The following is a 16,655-nucleotide window of genomic DNA, read 5'->3' on the forward strand; positions in this document are numbered from 1 at the left end:
AAAACAAAATTTGCCGCTCATTAGCACAATTTGAAACAGCAGGAAGACGATGACCAGCAACGATCCGCTTCTCCAGCCCTATCAGCTCAAGCATCTGACGCTGAAGAACCGGGTGATGTCGACCAGCCATGAGCCGGCCTATTCCGAGGACGGCATGCCGAAAGAGCGCTACCGGCTCTATCATGCCGAAAAGGCCAAGGGCGGCATGGCGCTGACCATGACCGCCGGTTCGGCGATCGTCTCGCGCGACAGCCCGGCCGCTTTTGGCAATCTGCATGTCTATGACGACCGCATCGTGCCATGGCTCGCCGAGCTTACCGATGCCTGCCACGAGCACGATTGCAAGGTGATGATACAGATCACCCATCTCGGCCGCCGCACCGGTTGGAACAAGGCCGACTGGCTGCCCGTCCTGTCGGCTTCGCCGGTGCGCGAACCGGCCCATCGTGCCTTTCCCAAGACTATCGAGGACTGGGATATCGAGCGCATCGTCGCCGACTATGCGGCGGCGGCGCAGCGCTGCCAGGCTGCCGGCCTCGACGGCATCGAGTTCGAAGCCTACGGCCATCTGATGGACGGTTTCTGGTCGCCGGCCACCAACCAGCGCGACGACGATTTCGGCGGCTCGCTCGACAACCGGCTGCGCTTCACCGGAATGGTGCTCGACGCAGTGCGTGCCGCGGTCGGCGAAAAGTTCGTCGTCGGCATCCGCATGGTCGCCGACGAGGATTTCGAGAAAGGTCTGTCGAAACAGGAGGGCGTCGAAATCGCCAGGCGGCTGGCCGGCTCCGGCAAGGTCGATTTCCTGAACATCATCCGTGGCTCGATCGAGACCGATGCGGCGCTGACAAAAGTCATCCCGGTGACCGGCATGCGCTCGTCGCCGCATCTCGACTTTGCCGGCGAGATCAGGGCGGCGACGAAATTCCCGACCTTCCATGCGGCGCGGATTTCCGACGTCGCCACCGCGCGTCACGCCATCGCCACCGGCAAGCTCGACATGGTCGGCATGACGCGCGCCCACATCGCCGACCCACACATCGTCAGGAAGGTCATGGAAGGCCGCGAGCACGAGATCCGGCCTTGCGTCGGCGCCACCTATTGCCTCGACCGCATCTATGAGGGCGGCGAGGCGCTGTGCATCCACAATGCGGCGACGGGCCGCGAGGCTGATATCCCGCATATTATTCCGAAAACCGAGGGACCGAAGCGGAAGGTGGTCGTCGTCGGCGCCGGCGCCGGCGGGCTGGAGGCGGCGCGCGTCGCCGCCGAGCGCGGGCACCAGGTGACGGTGCTGGAAGCATCGAGCCAGGCCGGCGGCCAGGTGCGGCTGGCAACGCAGAACCCGCGCCGCAAGGAATTGATCGGCATCATCGATTGGCGTCTGGCCGAGCTCGACCGGCTCGGCGTCGAGATCCGTTACGACAAATGGGCGGAAAAGGACGATGTGCTGGCGCTGTCGCCCGACGTGGTGGTGATCGCCACCGGCGGGCTGCCGCAGAACCCGCCTCTGACGGCGGGCGACGATCTCGTCACCTCGAGCTGGGATATCATGGCCGGCAGCATCAAGCCGGCCGAGAATGTACTGCTCTATGACGACAATGGCGGCCATCAGGGCATGGGTGCCGCCGAACTGATCGCCAATAGCGGCGCCAGGCTGGAGCTGGTCTCACCAGAGCGCTTCTTCGCCCCGGAAATGGGCGGCATGAACCATGTGCCCTACATGCGCGCCTTCCAGGAAAAGGGGGTCACGGTGACCATCAACACACGGCTGCGCTCGGTGCGGCGCGAAGGCAACCAGCTGATCGCCGAGCTCGCCTCCGACTTCGCCGATGGCTGGCGCGGCGAGCGGCGGGTCGACCAGGTGGTGGTCGAGCACGGCACGCTGCCGCTCGACGATCTCTACCTGGCGCTGAAGCCGCTGTCGAAGAACGCCGGCGCGATCGATTACGAAAAACTGGTCAATGGCGGCGACATCTTTCCGGTGCGCAATCCGCAGAGTGGTTTCGTGCTCTTCCGCATCGGCGATGCAGTAGCCTCGCGCAACATCCACGCCGCCATCTATGACGGCATCAGGTTCGGCTTGCGGATCTGAGGAATATTGATTGGTGGCGCGCAGCCGAACCTCCGTACGGAGAGCCACCAGGCACGTCGGTCCGATCTGCGCGCCGCGCACGCCGCCGGCTATCGCCGGGCACCGTACGATCTTGCGATTGCGGCAGGACGCTCAAAACATCCTGGCGGTGGCCATGCAGAACACGGTGATGACCAGCAGGCCGCCAGCGATGCGTTCGCCTTTTGTCATCTTGGCGCGCAATTGGGTTTGCTTCGCCGCATCAGCGCCGGCCAACTGCCTGCTGGCGGAACCCACCAGCGCGCCCTGAACCCCGGCGGCGATTAACGCCGTCAAGATGCCCAGCGCCAAGACCTTCTCCATCGAGCCGAAAGAGCCGTTGTGGAAGAAATACCACAGCAGCAAGCCCGTGAGGAAAACCACGCCGGCTGCGCCCATTTGCGGCCGGAAGAAACGTTCCGCTCTGATCTCCGGTTCGCGGGCGACCGCGATGGTGGTGCCGGCCCAGAACACGCCCGCCATGACGTGAAGGCCGAGGACGATGATGTAGGCATATTGCATGACCGCATTTCCTCTCTTGCCCACCGCTAGTCATATTGATAGATATCAAATGATTAGATGTCAACGCATAAGCTCGAGCCGGTTCCATAGGCTTTGCCCTTGTTCTAGTGTCGGATCATGACGCCCTTTGACCGCCCGCCGATCGGGATGAATCTCGCGCGCACCGCCAAGCTGGTTGCGCAGGCTTTCGACGCTGCCTTGGTCGAGGCAGGCGGCACGCTGCCGGTCTGGGTCACGTTGCTGTCGGTCAAGTCGCGGGAGCTGGCCAACCAACGCGAGCTCGCCGGCATGATCGGCATCCGGGGCGCAACGCTGACCCACCACCTCAACGCCATGGAGACGCAAGGCCTGCTGATGCGCCGCCGCGATCCCGAGAACCGCCGGGTTCACCAGGTGGAGCTGACCCAAGCCGGAGAAGCGCTGTTCCTGAAATTGCGCACCGCCGCGTTAGCCTTCGACAAACGGCTGCGGAAGGGATTGTCCGACGACAGGCTGGCGGAGTTTGCACACGTGCTGGCTGCGCTGCGGGCCAATGTCGAGGGTTAGAAATTAGGATAGGAAACGCCATGCGCGAAATTTCGCTGAAGGATGCCGGGGCTACACTCTCGGCGCTGCTCGATCAGGTCGTCGCGGGAGAACCGGCCATCATCACCCGGCACGGCCGCAAGCAGGCGGTCATTTTGTCGTTTCAGGACTACGAAAGACTGGCGCGTGTGCCCAACTTTGGACAATTGCTGGCAGGATTTCCCGGTGATGAGGATGACCTTCCGCCTCGGCAGATCATGTCGGTTCGCAAGGCCGAACCATGACGGATCTACGCCCGGCAGCCCTGCAGCACCGTCAGCCTGGCCTTCTTGGGCGTTCGCGCCACCAGCCATCCGCGCACGCTGTCCGGCGGCATCGGGAAAGCGATGGAATAGCCTTGCACCTGGTCGCAGCCGATCGCCATCAGCGAGTCGAGCTCGGCTTCGGTTTCAGCGCCCTCGGCAACGATCGAGATGCCGAGACCGCGGGCGAGTTCTGTGAGGGCACGCACGATCTTGGTGTTGCCGCTGTTCTCGTTGATGTTCTGGACGAAACGGCGGTCGATCTTCAGCCGATCGATCTCGTTTGGATTGACATGGCTGAGCGATGCGTAGCCGGTGCCGAAATCATCGAGCTCAAGATGGATGCCGGCGGCGCGAATGTGCCGCAGCTTTGCCGCGATACCGGTCTTCTCGTCGTCGAGGATGACGGATTCGACGATCTCCAGCGACAGTTTGTGCGCTGGCAGGCCAGCCCTCTCCAGCATGTCGAACAGGAAGACTTCGAAATCTGTCTCGCGCAGCTCCGAGCCGGATACATTGACGGCGATCCGTCCGAAGGCGATGCCTGCGCGGTTCCATTCGGCTGCTTCGTCGATCGCCTTGGCGATGACGATGCGGCCGATCTCGGGCATGAGACCGCATTTTTCCGCGATCGGAATGAACTCGCCCGGCGCGATCATGCCGCGCTCGGCATGTCTCCAGCGAGCCAGAGCCTCGATGCCGCTGATGCCGCCGTCCGACAGCGACACCTGCGGCTGGAAATAGACTTCGAACGCCTTCTCCGAGATGGCGGTCCTGATGTCGAGCTCGAGCTGCTTGCGATAATCGAGTTCGTGCCTCAGCTCCTCGGAGAAGAACGACAAGCTGCCGCCACCCTGCTTCTTGGCGGAATACAGCGCCAGATCGGCATGGACGAGCAGATCCTGCGCATTGTCGGCGTCGACAGGGTAGACCGCAATCCCGGCACTGACGCCCGGATGGATTGTCGTGCCTCGAAAGACGATCGGCTTGTTGAGCTTGGTCAGGATGCGCCGGGCGACGGTATCGATGTCCTCGGTGCTGCCGGCACCGTTGAGAATCATGACGAATTCATCGCCGCCGAGCCGCACGTTGAGATCCGACGTACGGCACGAATCACGCATGCGCTGCGCAGCCGCCACCAGCACATAATCGCCGGCGGCGTGGCCGAACGTGTCGTTGATCTGCTTGAACCGGTCGAGATCGAACTGCACCACGGCAACCCGTTCACGCCGTCGCTGCGCGGCATTGATCAGCGTATCGAAATGCTCGGTCAGGAAGGTGCGGTTGTGCAGGCCGGTCAGCCCGTCATGCACGGCGATAAAGGCCATGGAATTGCGCGCATCGACCAGCTCGCGCGTCCTGCGCAGGATGGCATTCGACATTGGCCTGAAAATGAAAAGCGCCACCAGCACGATGACGCCGATGGTCGAGTAGAACAATGTGCGGTTAAGATCGAGAAGTGTTTCGGATCGCTGGTCTGCAAAGGCGCTGATGCGCTGGCCAAGTGCGGCATAGCCCGACAATGTTGCGTTGGCAACGGAAGCGTTCAGGTTGACGCGCTCCTCTCCGCCTTTGTAGCCACCATTGCCGGCCATGTTGAGCCGCGATTCGAATGACGAGATCAGGCGTTCGCCGTTGGCGATAAGCCCGACCGAGAAATAGTCGAGATGGTACGGCTTGGCGAAAAGCACGCTCTCGATCGATTTCGGATCGAACCTTGCCGGCGACGCCGGATCGGCGGCGGTCCGTTCGAGCAGCAGATCGTAGTTCTTCTCGAACTCCACCGTCGCTTGCTTGAGCGCGGTAACCAGGGCGCGCTGTTGATCGCGCTGGGCGCTGCCTGTCGCGCCGGCGAGGAAGACGATGCGCTGCGACAGGGCTTTCTGTGTGCTGACGATATCGAGCAGCGCCTGATTGTGCCGTTGGGTAGACATCACCTGTTGCAGCAGGATGAAGGAGGCCACGACCATGGCGGCGATGATCAGCAGAGCCAGCCAGTAGCCGGATTTGATCAGGAGTATGAGCCTGCCCGAAACGGCGTGCACCGGCTGCTGTGACATTTTCTGAGGCGGCCCTCTCGCCAACGAATTCTTGTGCGATAACCTTTGGCTCCAAAGTGTTAACAGGTTTGGGACGGCAACAGGCCGGCGGCGGCGGCCGCGGCGGGAAACCCGCAAAGTGGTTATTGCAATCTTTCGCGGCACCTCCGCATTTGAACATCGTTGCCTTGCCGTGCCATTGCCGCCACCGAAGCGGTCGTTTTTGCGATGGATTTTTCGCCCTCGCGGCGCGACAGTCCTCGTCGATCTCAACAGGGCCTGATCATGACCGAAGCATTCCTTTCCCACATCGACAGCGAGCTTGAAGGACTGAAATCGGCCGGCCTTTACAAATCCGAACGGGTGATAACCTCGACCCAATCGGCCGAGATCGAGGTCGGCGGCGAGAAGGTGCTGAATTTCTGCGCCAATAATTATCTCGGTCTCGCCGACAGCGCCGAACTGCGGGAAGCGGCCAAGCAGGCGCTTGACCGTTACGGCTATGGCATGGCGTCGGTGCGCTTCATCTGCGGCACGCAGGAAGAACACAAGCAGCTCGAGGCGACGATTTCTGGCTTCCTCGGCATGGAGGATACGATCCTCTACGGCTCCTGCTTCGACGCCAATGGCGGCCTGTTCGAGACGCTGCTCGGCGAGGAGGATGCGGTCATCTCCGATGCGTTGAACCACGCTTCGATCATCGACGGCGTGCGGTTGTCGAAGGCAAAGCGCTTCCGCTACGCCAACAACGACATCGCCGATCTGGAGGCGCGGTTGAAAGAGGCGAGCGACTGCCGGTTCCGGCTGATCGCCACCGACGGCGTGTTCTCGATGGATGGCATCATCGCCAATCTGAAGGGCGTCTGCGACCTCGCCGACAAATACGATGCGATGGTGATGGTCGACGACAGCCATGCAGTTGGTTTCGTCGGCAGGAATGGCCGCGGCTCGGCCGAACATTGCGGCGTCGAGGGCAGGGTGGACATCATCACCGGCACGCTTGGCAAGGCGTTGGGCGGCGCGTCGGGCGGCTACACTTCGGGCAGGAAGCAGGTGGTCGACTGGCTGCGCCAGCGCTCGCGGCCCTATCTGTTTTCCAACACGCTGATGCCGGCGATCGCCGGCGCCTCGATTCGGGTGTTCGAACTGGTCCGCAATGGCGATGCGTTGCGTCAGCGCCTATATGCCAACGCAGCGCGGTTTCGCTCCGAGATGGGCAGGCTCGGCTTTACACTGGCCGGCGCCGACCATCCTATCGTCCCGGTGATGCTGGGCGACGCGACGCTGGCGCAGGAGATGGCGGCGCGGATGCTGAAGCGCGGCATCTACGTCATCGGCTTCTCCTTCCCGGTGGTGCCGAAGGGCCAGGCGCGCATCCGCACGCAGATGTCAGCCGCCCATTCCAGGGCAGACATCGATCGCGCGGTTGAGGCGTTCGCGGCAGTCGGTCGCGAACTCGGCGTAATTTCCTGAACGGCCGGAACCGAAAAGCGATTCCGGATCAAGAGATTCAAGCGACTGAGGTTCAGGCGACTAAGGTTCAGGCGACTAAGGTTCAGGGGACAAGAGAATGTCGAACATGATGAAGGCGCTGGTCAAGGCCAAGGCCGAGCCGGGCATCTGGATGGAAGAAGTGCCGGTGCCGGAAATCGGTCCGAACGACGTGCTGATCAAGATCAGGAAGACGGCAATCTGCGGCACCGACGTGCACATCTACAATTGGGACCAGTGGGCGCAAAAGACCGTGCCGGTGCCGATGGTGACCGGCCACGAATTCGTCGGAACCGTCGCCGATTTCGGCACGGCGGTGACCGAGTACAAACTCGGCCAGCGCGTTTCCGGAGAAGGCCATATCGTCTGCGGCCATTGCCGCAACTGCCGGGCGGGCAGGGGGCATCTGTGCCGCAACACGCTTGGTGTCGGCGTCAACCGGCCGGGCGCCTTCGGCGAGTATCTGGCGATCCCGCAGCACAACGTCGTGCCGATCCCCGACGACGTGCCGGACGAGATCGCGGCAATCTTCGATCCCTTAGGCAATGCCGTTCACACGGCATTGTCCTTTGACTTGGTTGGCGAGGACGTGCTGGTCACCGGCGCTGGGCCGATCGGCATCATGGGCGCACTGGTGGCGCAGTGCGTCGGCGCGCGAAAAGTGGTCATCACCGACATCAACCCGGTGCGCCTGGCACTGGCGAAAAAGCTCGGCGTCCAGCATGTCGTCGATGCGTCGAAGGAAAAGCTGCGCGACGTGATGCCGGCGCTCGGCATGACCGAGGGCTTTGACGTCGGCCTCGAAATGTCGGGTGCCGCGCCGGCCTTCCGCGACATGATCGACACCATGAACAATGGCGGCAAGATTGCCATTCTCGGCATCGCGCCGACCGGCTTCGAGATCGACTGGAACAAGGTCATCTTCAAGATGCTGCATCTGAAAGGCATCTACGGCCGCGAGATGTTCGAGACCTGGTACAAGATGATCGCGCTGGTGCAAGGCCCGCTCGATGTCAGCGGCCTGATCACGCATCGCATCGGCATTGACGACTATATTTCCGGCTTCGAGGCGATGAAGAGCGGCAATTCCGGCAAGGTGGTGATGGATTGGTAGCGCCACGCCCATTGCTGTCATGTAGGGACCGAGATGGCGGATAACGAGCACGGACGTATCATTGCTTTGGAAGCAAAGACCGTACTGCAGCCGGCCGGATTTCGGCGAAAGGGGCAGTCACGTGTCTGGATCGCTGATCGTGGCTTCTGGCTGAGTGTAGTCGAATTTCAGCCCAGCTCTTGGTCCAAAGGCACTTACCTGAACGTGGCTGTCCACTGGCTTTGGGGTTCGCTTCCGCAAACACTGACCTTCGATCGTTCTGAACGCGTCGGCGGGTTCGTTGAGTTCCAGAACTCCGCACAGTTTGTGCCCCTGGTCGGTCAAATGGCGAGGAAGGTACTCGAAATTGATCAGATTCATCGATCGATGTTCCCTTCCGTGCAGGCGACAGCCGCGATCCTCGTGAATGAATTGCAGCTTGGTGCGTACGGCGAATGGGCAGCTTTCCACGCCGGGGTGGCGGCCGGCTTGGCTGGTGACTTTGAAACGGCAAGGCGGCTGTTTGAAAGCGTTCGAAGACACGCAGCTTCGCAGGCACAGGCGCTCCTGGCCTACATCGATGATCCGGTAGAATTTCGAAGCCATGTCAAAGGCATCATTGAAGCCGAACGCGCCTATTACGGTTTAGGAGCGTTGCCTGCCGCGGTAGCCATCTGATTTCTGCGACGGTCGAACCTATGGAGGATTTCAACCCAGGGTGAGTTTTGCCTCCAGCGCCGCTACCCCACTGACAATCGCCGCCCGCTCTTCCGCACCAAGCCTCTCCAGCAGCTCCCGCTCGAACTCCTTCGCCAGCGGCACCATTTCGCGATAGGCGGCAAGCCCCGCTTTGGTCAGCGTCAGATGCTCGACGCGACGGTCTTTCTCGTCTGGCGTGCGGGTCAGCCAGCGCCGCCGCTCAAGCTCGGCCACCGCTCGCGACACCTTGGTCTTGTGCATGGCCGATTGCTCGCCGAGCGCCGTCGCCGTCATCGTGCCGTGCTGTCCAAGCCCGGCCAGTGTGCGCCATTCGGGCCGGGTCAGTCCGTGACGGTCCTTGTATATCCTTGAAAACTCGCGGCTGACGGCATCGGCAAGCCGATAGAGCCGGTAAGGCAGGAAGGATTCCAGTTCGAGGATTTCGATGGTTGGTCTTGATTGAGCAGGCTGGCGGCTCATGCCGAAAATCACCGTTGATGGTTACATTTTCAATGGTTACAAATGAAACCAGTCTGGTCAACTCAGAGCTTCCCTTCGGACGCTCCGGGACTATGAATTCGGGAGGATTCCATGACCTTTTCCTACATGCCGGGCTTCGGCAACGACTTTGAAACCGAAACCCTGCCCGGCTCGCTGCCGCAAGGGCGGAACTCGCCGCAACGGCCGGCCTATGGCCTCTATGCCGAGCAGCTTTCCGGCTCTCCTTTCACCGCGCCGCGCGGCACCAATGAGCGCTCCTGGCTTTATCGGATAAGGCCGAGCGTCAGGCACACCGGCCGCTTCAAAGCGGCGAATTATCCGCTTTGGAAAAGCGCGCCGAACGTCGGCGACCACCGGCTCGCGCTCGGCCAATATCGCTGGAGCCCAGTTCCGATGCCGACCGAGCCGACCGATTTCATTGCCGGCATGCGCTCGATCACCACCGCCGGCGACGTGCTCGGCCAGACCGGCATGGCGGCACATGTCTATGTCGCCAACCGTTCGATGGCCGACGATCATTTCTTCAACGCCGACGGCGAGTTGCTGGTCGTGCCGCAGGTTGGAGCCTTGCGCTTCGTCACCGAGATGGGTGTCATCGAACTCAGGCCGGGCGAGATCGCCGTGCTGCCGCGCGGCCTGGTGTTCAAGGTCGAACTGGTGGATCCGCAAGTGCGCGGCTATGTCTGCGAGAATTACGGCGCCAAGCTGACGCTGCCGGATCGCGGCCCGATCGGCGCCAATTGCCTGGCCAATCCGCGCGATTTCAAGACGCCCTGCGCCTGGTTCGAGGACAAGGACACGCCCTGTCGGCTGATCGCGAAATGGTGTGGCCAGTTCCATGTCACCGAGATCGACCATTCGCCGCTGGATGTGGTGGCGTGGCACGGCAATTATTCGCCCTATAAATATGATCTTGCGACCTTTTCGCCGGTCGGCGCGCTCCTGTTCGACCATCCCGATCCGTCGATCTTCACCGTGCTGACCGCGCCGAGCGGCGAGGAAGGCACCGCCAATATCGATTTCGTCATCTTCCCGCCGCGTTGGCTGGTCGCCGAAGATACGTTCCGCCCGCCCTGGTATCACCGCAACATCATGAGCGAGTTCATGGGCCTCATACATGGTCAGTACGATGCCAAGGAAGAGGGCTTCGTGCCCGGCGGCATCAGCCTGCACAACATGATGCTGGCTCACGGACCCGATGCGTCTGGCTTCGAAAAAGCCTCGCGAGCGGAGCTGAAACCGGTCAAGCTCGACAACACCATGGCCTTCATGTTCGAAACACGCTTTCCGCAGATGGTGACCCGCTATGGCGCCGAGCTCGAAACCCGGCAGGACAACTACATCGACTGCTGGGCCGGCCTGAAGAAGCGCTTCAACGGCACGCCAGAGGGCGACTGGTCTTGAGCGCCGTCGCATGACGGATCGTCTGGTGCTTCTGGGTTCGAAGGGTGGCCCGGCGCTCCGGCCGGGCGGCCCGTGGCCGAGTTCGTCGCTGCTGGAGATTGGCGGCCGCACCATCGTCGTCGATTGCGGGCTCGGCGTAACGCGCGGGCTGACCGATGCCGGCATCAGCCTGAAGGCGCTCGACCTGATCTTCATCACGCATTTGCACTCCGACCATGTTCTGGAACTCGGACCTCTCATCCACACCGCCTGGACCGCCGGCCTGGCGGCGCCCGTCACTTTATTCGGCCCGCCCGGCATCGGCCATTATTGGCAGCGCTTTTGCCAGGCAATGGAATTCGACATCGAGATCCGCATCGCCGATGAAGGCGGGCCGGATATCCGCGACCTGGTCTCGATCGTCGAGTTTGGTGAAGGCCACGTGGTCGGGGAGCGCGGTCTCAAAATATCGGCGCTGCGTGTCGACCACCCGCCGGTGACGGATTGCTTTGCGCTGCGCTTCGATCATGCGGGGCAAGGCATCGTCTTTTCGTCGGATACGGCGTTCTTTCCGCCATTGGCGGATTTCGCCGAGGGCGCCGACGTCCTGGTCCACGAGGCCATGCTGGAAGAGGGTATCGAGCGGCTGGTCGCAAAGACCGGCAACGGCGCAAGGCTGAGGGAACACCTGCTTGCCAGCCACAGCTTTGCCGAGGAAGCGGGTCGCATCGCCACCGATGCAGGCGTCAACAGACTGGTCCTCAACCATCTCATTCCCGCCGACGATCCCGAGATCGGCGAGGCCGACTGGATTGCCGCCGTGAGGAAAACATGGGCCGGCGACTTGACGATCGCCCGCGACGGCCTTGTTGTGGGGCTGGAGCATGATCCCGAAAAGTGGAACCGGTTTTCGGAAGAGATCATGCGTAGAACAAAAAATCAAAGCAGCGCCAAAGCTGCGCCAGGAGAGGAAACCGCATGAAGCTTGCCACATTGAAGGACGGGACGCGCGACGGAAAGCTCGTCGTCGTCTCGCGCGACCTGACGCGGTTTACCGATGCTTCGTTCCTGGTGCGGACGCTGCAGGCCGCGCTCGACGACTGGCATCGGATCGCGCCGCATCTCGCTGCGATGGCCGAATCGCTCGAGAATAATGCGGTGCCGTCTGCCCGCTTTCACGAGCATGACGCCCATTCGCCGCTGCCGCGCGCCTATCAATGGGCCGACGGCTCGGCCTATGTGAACCACGTCGAGCTGGTGCGGAAGGCGCGCGGCGCCGAGATGCCGGCAAGCTTCTGGACCGATCCGCTGATCTACCAGGGCGGCTCGGACGCTTTCCTCGCACCGCGCGACCCAATCCGCATGACCGACGAGACCCTTGGCATCGACATGGAAGGAGAGGTCGCCGTCATCGTCGACGACGTGCCGATGGGTGCAGGCCTCGACCAGGCGCGGGCGGCGATCCGGCTGGTCATGCTGGTCAACGATGTAACGCTGCGCGGCCTGACCGGACCCGAGCTCGCCAAGGGGTTCGGCTTCTACCAGTCGAAACCGTCATCGGCCTTTTCGCCGGTTGCGGTGACGCCGGACGAGCTGGGCGATGCCTGGGACGGCGGCAAGGTCAGCCTGCCGCTGCTGGTCGATCTCAACGGCAAACCGTTCGGCCGGGCGAACGCCGGCATCGACATGACCTTCGATTTTCCGGCGCTGATTGTCCATGCCGCAAAAACGCGGCCGCTGGCCGCCGGCACCATTATCGGTTCGGGCACCGTCTCCAACAAGCTCGACGGCGGGCCGGGCAAGCCTGTCTCGGCGGGCGGCGCCGGCTATTCCTGCATCGCCGAGCTGCGTATGATCGAGACCATCGAAACCGGCGAACCGAAAACGCCGTTCCTGCGCTTTGGCGATAGCGTGCGTATCGAGATGAAGGACCGGGGTGGGCATTCGATCTTCGGCGCCATCGAGCAGAAGGTCGAGAAGTACGAGGGGTAAGAGAATGACAGGCGAGACGTTCTATCTGCTGTGCGGTGCCTGGGCTCTTGCCATGCTGGCGATCTTCATCCAGGCAATCAGGCTGAGCTACCGCATCGAGGCGCGCTCGCCCGGCCTGACCAACCGCAGCGGCTTTCCGCGCAAGGCGATGATGTTTCACACCGTCACCAACACGAATGTCGCGCTGGACCAGGAAACGCAAGGCATGCGGCGGCGCATGATCGGGCTGCTGCTGATTGTTTTGGCTGGGTCTGCGCTTCTATGGGCGGGTGTGTCGCTATTCCGGGTCGCGCCGTGAAGTCATGGACCTGCTGAACCATTTCCGCCGCATGGCAGCCAACAGCCTGTGGTCGAACGACCGGCTCTACCGCGCCGTGCTGCAGCTTGAGCCCGGCGAATTCGAAGCCGAACGGACGAGCTTCTTTCCGTCGATCAAGGCAACGCTAAACCACATCCTGGCGGTCGATCACCTCTATCTCGATTTTCTCGAAGAGGGCGGCGTCGGCGCCGCGGCCTACGATGAGTTCTTGCTCTTCGACGAAGCGGACGCGCTCTTTGGCAAGCGGACGGAGGCCGACCGGCGGCTGATCGCCTTTTGCGACCGCCTGTCGGCGGACGATCTCGAGCGCCGCGTTCTCACCGACCGGCGCGAGGACGGCATGATACCGGAACGGATCGGCGACTTGCTCGCCCATCTCTTCATCCACGACATCCATCATCGCGGCCAGGCGCACGCGATGCTGTCCGGCACCTCGGTGAAACCGCCGCAACTCGACGAGTTTTTCCTCGATTACGATGTGAAGTTGAGGAAAGCCGAAGTCGAGCGGCTGGAGCTGGATGATCAGGCCAACGCGACGTCGTAGGCTGAGAAATGTCGATCCGCAGTGACCACCGTCAGACCTTCAATTTGAGCCTGTGCGATGAGCAGACGGTCGAAGGGATCGCGATGATGGAACGGCAGATGCTCAAGCCTCGCTGCGTGTAGTTCATTCACACTGAGGATCGGAATGCCGTTCGATCGCAGGATTTCCACGATGTTGCCTGTGAGCGTGACTTTGCCGAGCGATTTCTTAATGGCGATCTCGGCTACCGAGACGGCGCTGACGACCACATCCTCGCCCGCAAGAAAGATGTCGCGATGGTGATCCGAAAGGCGTGAATCCGCGTTGAGTACCCAAAGCAGAATATGAGTATCCACCAGATATTGGCGGCTCATTTAATGTACTCGTCCCATTCGGGACCGAGTTCATCAAAATCATCCGGTATCCGAATTTGGCCTTTCAGGGCCCCAAAAAGGCCTTTGCTCCCGCCGGCCCGGGTGGGCGCGCTTAAGGTCGCCACCACCTCTCCATGCCGCGTCAGATGGATCTCTTCGCCGGCCTGGGCACGTTTCACCAACTCAGAGAGTTGGGCCTTCGCTTTTGCTATCGGAACATTCATGGTCAGACCTCTTATGACCAGAATTTAGGTCATAATTGATCAAACCACAAGGCACCTCGGCCGAGTTGGCTACGCTGCCTTGCCGTCCACCTTCAGCACGCCGCGCTTGATCTGGTCCTGCTCGATCGATTCGAACAAAGCGCGGAAATTGCCCTCGCCAAAGCCTTCGTCGCCCTTTCTCTGGATGAACTCGAAGAAGATCGGGCCGATCACTGTCTTGGAAAAGATCTGCAGCAGGATCTTGGTCGTGCCGCCATCGACGACGCCTTCGCCGTCGATCAGGATGCCGTGCCTTTTCATACGTTCGATCGGCTCTTCATGGCCGTTCACGCGGGCGTAAGACATGTCGTAATAGGTCTCGGGCGGTCCCGGCATGAACTTCAGGCCGTTGGCGGCCAGCCTGTCGGTGGCACCGTAGATGTCGTCGGTGCCGACGGCGATGTGCTGGATGCCCTCGCCATTATACTTCTTCAGATATTCGGCGATCTGGCTGGTCTCGTCCTTGGACTCGTTGAGCGGGATGCGGATCTTGCCGCAGGGCGAGGTGATGGCGCGGCTGACCAGGCCGGTGATCTTGCCGTCGATGTCGAAGAAATGGATCTGCTTGAAGCCGAACAGGTCTCGGTAGAAATCCCACCATTTGTCCATCTGGCCGCGATAGACATTGTGGGTCAGGTGGTCGAGATAATAGAAGCCGACGCCTTCCGGCCTGGGGTCGCGCTCGCCCAGCCAGTCGAACTCGGCGTCGTAAGCCGAGCCCTTCTCGCCGTAGGTTTCGATGAAATAGAGCAGCGACCCGCCGATACCGACGATCGCCGGCACATCGAGCGTCTTGTCGTTGCCTTCATAGGGCGTCGCGCCCTTGGCCACCGCGTGATCGAAGGCATGCGTTGCATCGACCACCCGCCACGCCATCGAGGCGGCGCAAGGGCCGTGCTTGTCGACGAATTTCATGGCATGCGAGCCGGGTTCGGCATTGACGACATAGTTGATGTCGCCCTGCCGCCAGACGGTGATGTCCTTGCTGCGGTGCTTGGCCACCGGCACATAGCCCATGCGGGTGAAAAGCTCGGCGAGCTTTTCCGGCTCGGCATGCGCGAATTCGACGAACTCGAAGCCGTCGGTACCGGCGGGATTGGTTTTGCTGATCTTGGCGGGCGGTGCGTCGTGCGGGAAGGGACCCATGGCATTGCTCCGAAATCTGGAACTGGCCGCGTCGGCCATCTAAACCCAATTATAGCGCGGAGCGAGTGCAAATTGCTTGCATTCAAACGCTTGAAATGGTCTGATCATGCGCGAGTTGTGCACTGCGGACCCGAAATTCATGGATGAGGCGCGCATCGACCAGTTTGACCGCAAGATAATGGCTCTTTTGCAGGGCGATGCACGGCTGACCAACAACGATCTGTCGGAACGGGTGAACCTGTCCGCGTCGCAGTGCTCGCGTCGTCGCCAACGGCTGGAGGAGGACGGCTATATCAAGGGTTACCGGGCGGTGCTCGACCGCGACAAGCTCGGTTTTTCTCTGGTCAACGTCATCTCGGTGACGCTCGCCACACACAACCGCGACAATGCGCGGCGTTTCGGCGAACTGGTGGCGCGGCTGCCGCAAGTGCAGGAAGCGCACGCGCTAACCGGCGAGATGGATTATATATTGAAGGTCGTGACGCCGGACCTGAAGTCGCTGTCGGAATTCGTCAACGGCGTGCTGCTGCCGCACGAATCGGTGCAGCATGTGAAGACGGCGATCGTGCTGGAGACGCTAAAGGAAACCGGCGCGCTGCCGATTTAGCCCAGACGGCTTTTCGTTAGATATGGCTGAGGGACAGCACCCCCCTCTGGCCTGCCGGCCATCTCCCCCTCAAGTGGGGAGATTGGCAGCTCTGACCTCGCTGCCCACTCCGCAACGCTGAAAATTGGCGAAAGCCAACGCGACATCCAATCTCCCCACTTGAGGGGGAGATGTCCGGCAGGACAGAGGGGGGTGTGAAGGATCGCCACAGTGCGGAACTTGACTTCCTCCGCTCGGAATGTGAGGCCTCTCACCCCTTCGACTGCTGGATCAGCCCATAAAGATTAGTGCAGCGGGCGCCGGACCGGCAGTAAGCGAAGACCGGGCCTTCGAGTTCGTCAAGCGCCTCGGCCTGGTCCTCGACATTCTCGGCCGTGATCTGGCCGCTGATGACCGGGATGTAGCGGAAGGCGAGCCCGGCGCCCTCGACCGCCGCCTTGACGGTGTCGGCCGATGGCTGGCCGGGCTGCTCGTCGTCCGGCCGGTTGCAGATCACGCTCTTGAAGCCGGCGGCCTTGATGGTCGCGACATCTTCGGGCTGGATCTGGCCCGAGACTGAATAGTCCTCGCTTATCTGACGGTATTCCATGGCTGGGGTCCTCGCAATCTGGTTAGCGGCAGTCTTGCCACTCCCTGACCCGGTCGGCAATCCGCGCGAAAAGAAATCCATCCGCAGATAGAGATTTCGATGCCAGAAATCCAGCCGGGCTAACGCCGCATGTCGCCAGGACGCATCATGCGCCAACCCGGCTGGATGAACCGG

General features: G+C 61.7%; 19 protein-coding genes. 12 read left to right on the top strand and 7 right to left on the bottom strand.

What is annotated here, in order from left to right:
- Window positions 1-49: 49 nt before the first annotated feature.
- Window positions 50-2,095, top strand: coding sequence for an oxidoreductase (locus NKI16_RS27695; RefSeq protein ID WP_352645897.1), 2,046 nt, complete (start codon window positions 50-52; stop codon window positions 2,093-2,095).
- Between the two features lie 132 nt (window positions 2,096-2,227).
- Here the strand turns inward: NKI16_RS27695 and NKI16_RS27700 are convergent, their stop codons facing one another.
- Window positions 2,228-2,635: a hypothetical protein gene (locus NKI16_RS27700; RefSeq protein ID WP_352624197.1), complete on the bottom strand. Its 408-nt coding sequence runs from the start codon at window positions 2,633-2,635 to the stop codon at window positions 2,228-2,230.
- A gap of 117 nt (window positions 2,636-2,752) precedes the next feature.
- Between NKI16_RS27700 and NKI16_RS27705 the strand changes: the two genes are divergently transcribed.
- Together NKI16_RS27705 and NKI16_RS27710 are read left to right on the top strand one after the other, a co-directional pair.
- On the top strand, window positions 2,753-3,181 hold the full coding sequence (locus tag NKI16_RS27705) for a MarR family winged helix-turn-helix transcriptional regulator (RefSeq protein ID WP_292656276.1): 429 nt from the start codon (window positions 2,753-2,755) through the stop codon (window positions 3,179-3,181).
- 20 nt (window positions 3,182-3,201) lie between these two features.
- Complete coding sequence (locus NKI16_RS27710) at window positions 3,202-3,444, top strand: type II toxin-antitoxin system Phd/YefM family antitoxin (RefSeq protein ID WP_352578329.1); 243 nt, start codon at window positions 3,202-3,204, stop codon at window positions 3,442-3,444.
- Between the two features lie 5 nt (window positions 3,445-3,449).
- Here the strand turns inward: NKI16_RS27710 and NKI16_RS27715 are convergent, their stop codons facing one another.
- The gene (locus tag NKI16_RS27715; RefSeq protein WP_352624199.1) at window positions 3,450-5,522 is read right to left on the bottom strand and encodes a putative bifunctional diguanylate cyclase/phosphodiesterase; all 2,073 of its coding nucleotides are present in this window, start codon (window positions 5,520-5,522) and stop codon (window positions 3,450-3,452) included.
- A 264-nt stretch (window positions 5,523-5,786) separates the two neighbouring features.
- On the opposite strand from NKI16_RS27715, the gene NKI16_RS27720 reads away from it, so the two are divergent.
- From NKI16_RS27720 to NKI16_RS27730, 3 genes are all read left to right on the top strand, one after another.
- Window positions 5,787-6,974 (top strand): glycine C-acetyltransferase, encoded by a 1,188-nt coding sequence (locus NKI16_RS27720; RefSeq protein ID WP_352624201.1) that lies wholly within the window; start codon window positions 5,787-5,789, stop codon window positions 6,972-6,974.
- A gap of 97 nt (window positions 6,975-7,071) precedes the next feature.
- Window positions 7,072-8,106 carry an L-threonine 3-dehydrogenase gene (gene tdh / locus NKI16_RS27725; RefSeq protein ID WP_352452270.1) on the top strand — a complete coding sequence of 345 codons (1,035 nt, stop codon included), beginning with the start codon at window positions 7,072-7,074 and terminating at the stop codon, window positions 8,104-8,106.
- A 33-nt stretch (window positions 8,107-8,139) separates the two neighbouring features.
- Entirely contained in the window at window positions 8,140-8,763 is a 624-nt protein-coding gene (locus NKI16_RS27730) for a DUF4304 domain-containing protein (protein ID WP_352593133.1), read from the top strand.
- 30 nt (window positions 8,764-8,793) lie between these two features.
- On the opposite strand, the gene NKI16_RS27735 is transcribed toward NKI16_RS27730, so the two are convergent.
- Window positions 8,794-9,231: a MarR family winged helix-turn-helix transcriptional regulator gene (locus tag NKI16_RS27735; RefSeq protein WP_352452268.1), complete on the bottom strand. Its 438-nt coding sequence runs from the start codon at window positions 9,229-9,231 to the stop codon at window positions 8,794-8,796.
- Between the two features lie 144 nt (window positions 9,232-9,375).
- On the opposite strand from NKI16_RS27735, the gene hmgA reads away from it, so the two are divergent.
- Genes hmgA through NKI16_RS27760 form a run of 5 tightly spaced genes read left to right on the top strand, consistent with a single transcriptional unit; the run spans window position 9,376 to window position 13,523 of the window.
- Window positions 9,376-10,689, top strand: coding sequence for a homogentisate 1,2-dioxygenase (gene hmgA, locus NKI16_RS27740; protein ID WP_352624203.1), 1,314 nt, complete (start codon window positions 9,376-9,378; stop codon window positions 10,687-10,689).
- A 10-nt stretch (window positions 10,690-10,699) separates the two neighbouring features.
- Window positions 10,700-11,650, top strand: coding sequence for an MBL fold metallo-hydrolase (locus tag NKI16_RS27745; RefSeq protein WP_352624205.1), 951 nt, complete (start codon window positions 10,700-10,702; stop codon window positions 11,648-11,650).
- Window positions 11,647-12,660 (top strand): fumarylacetoacetate hydrolase family protein, encoded by a 1,014-nt coding sequence (locus NKI16_RS27750; RefSeq protein ID WP_352593142.1) that lies wholly within the window; start codon window positions 11,647-11,649, stop codon window positions 12,658-12,660. The genes NKI16_RS27745 and NKI16_RS27750 overlap by 4 nt, the downstream gene beginning before the upstream one ends.
- A gap of 4 nt (window positions 12,661-12,664) precedes the next feature.
- A complete protein-coding gene (locus tag NKI16_RS27755; RefSeq protein ID WP_352642780.1) occupies window positions 12,665-12,958 on the top strand; it encodes a hypothetical protein in 294 nt (97 codons plus the stop codon).
- Window positions 12,959-12,962: 4 nt separating this feature from the next.
- Window positions 12,963-13,523: a DinB family protein gene (locus NKI16_RS27760; RefSeq protein WP_352624208.1), complete on the top strand. Its 561-nt coding sequence runs from the start codon at window positions 12,963-12,965 to the stop codon at window positions 13,521-13,523.
- Here the strand turns inward: NKI16_RS27760 and NKI16_RS27765 are convergent.
- From NKI16_RS27765 to hppD, 3 genes are all read right to left on the bottom strand, one after another.
- Complete coding sequence (locus NKI16_RS27765; RefSeq protein WP_023674406.1) at window positions 13,502-13,876, bottom strand: type II toxin-antitoxin system VapC family toxin; 375 nt, start codon at window positions 13,874-13,876, stop codon at window positions 13,502-13,504. The genes NKI16_RS27760 and NKI16_RS27765 overlap by 22 nt on opposite strands.
- A complete protein-coding gene (locus tag NKI16_RS27770; protein WP_352624210.1) occupies window positions 13,873-14,100 on the bottom strand; it encodes a type II toxin-antitoxin system Phd/YefM family antitoxin in 228 nt (75 codons plus the stop codon). The genes NKI16_RS27765 and NKI16_RS27770 overlap by 4 nt, the downstream gene beginning before the upstream one ends.
- A gap of 69 nt (window positions 14,101-14,169) precedes the next feature.
- A complete protein-coding gene (gene hppD, locus NKI16_RS27775) occupies window positions 14,170-15,285 on the bottom strand; it encodes a 4-hydroxyphenylpyruvate dioxygenase (RefSeq protein WP_352624212.1) in 1,116 nt (371 codons plus the stop codon).
- Window positions 15,286-15,424: 139 nt separating this feature from the next.
- On the opposite strand from hppD, the gene NKI16_RS27780 reads away from it, so the two are divergent.
- Entirely contained in the window at window positions 15,425-15,892 is a 468-nt protein-coding gene (locus tag NKI16_RS27780; protein ID WP_023674409.1) for an Lrp/AsnC family transcriptional regulator, read from the top strand.
- Between the two features lie 250 nt (window positions 15,893-16,142).
- Here the strand turns inward: NKI16_RS27780 and NKI16_RS27785 are convergent, their stop codons facing one another.
- A complete protein-coding gene (locus NKI16_RS27785) occupies window positions 16,143-16,481 on the bottom strand; it encodes a protein tyrosine phosphatase family protein (protein WP_023674411.1) in 339 nt (112 codons plus the stop codon).
- Window positions 16,482-16,655: the final 174 nt, after the last annotated feature.

This window comes from Mesorhizobium sp. M0698, from assembly GCF_040320455.1.
Classification (GTDB): Bacteria; Pseudomonadota; Alphaproteobacteria; order Rhizobiales; family Rhizobiaceae; genus Mesorhizobium.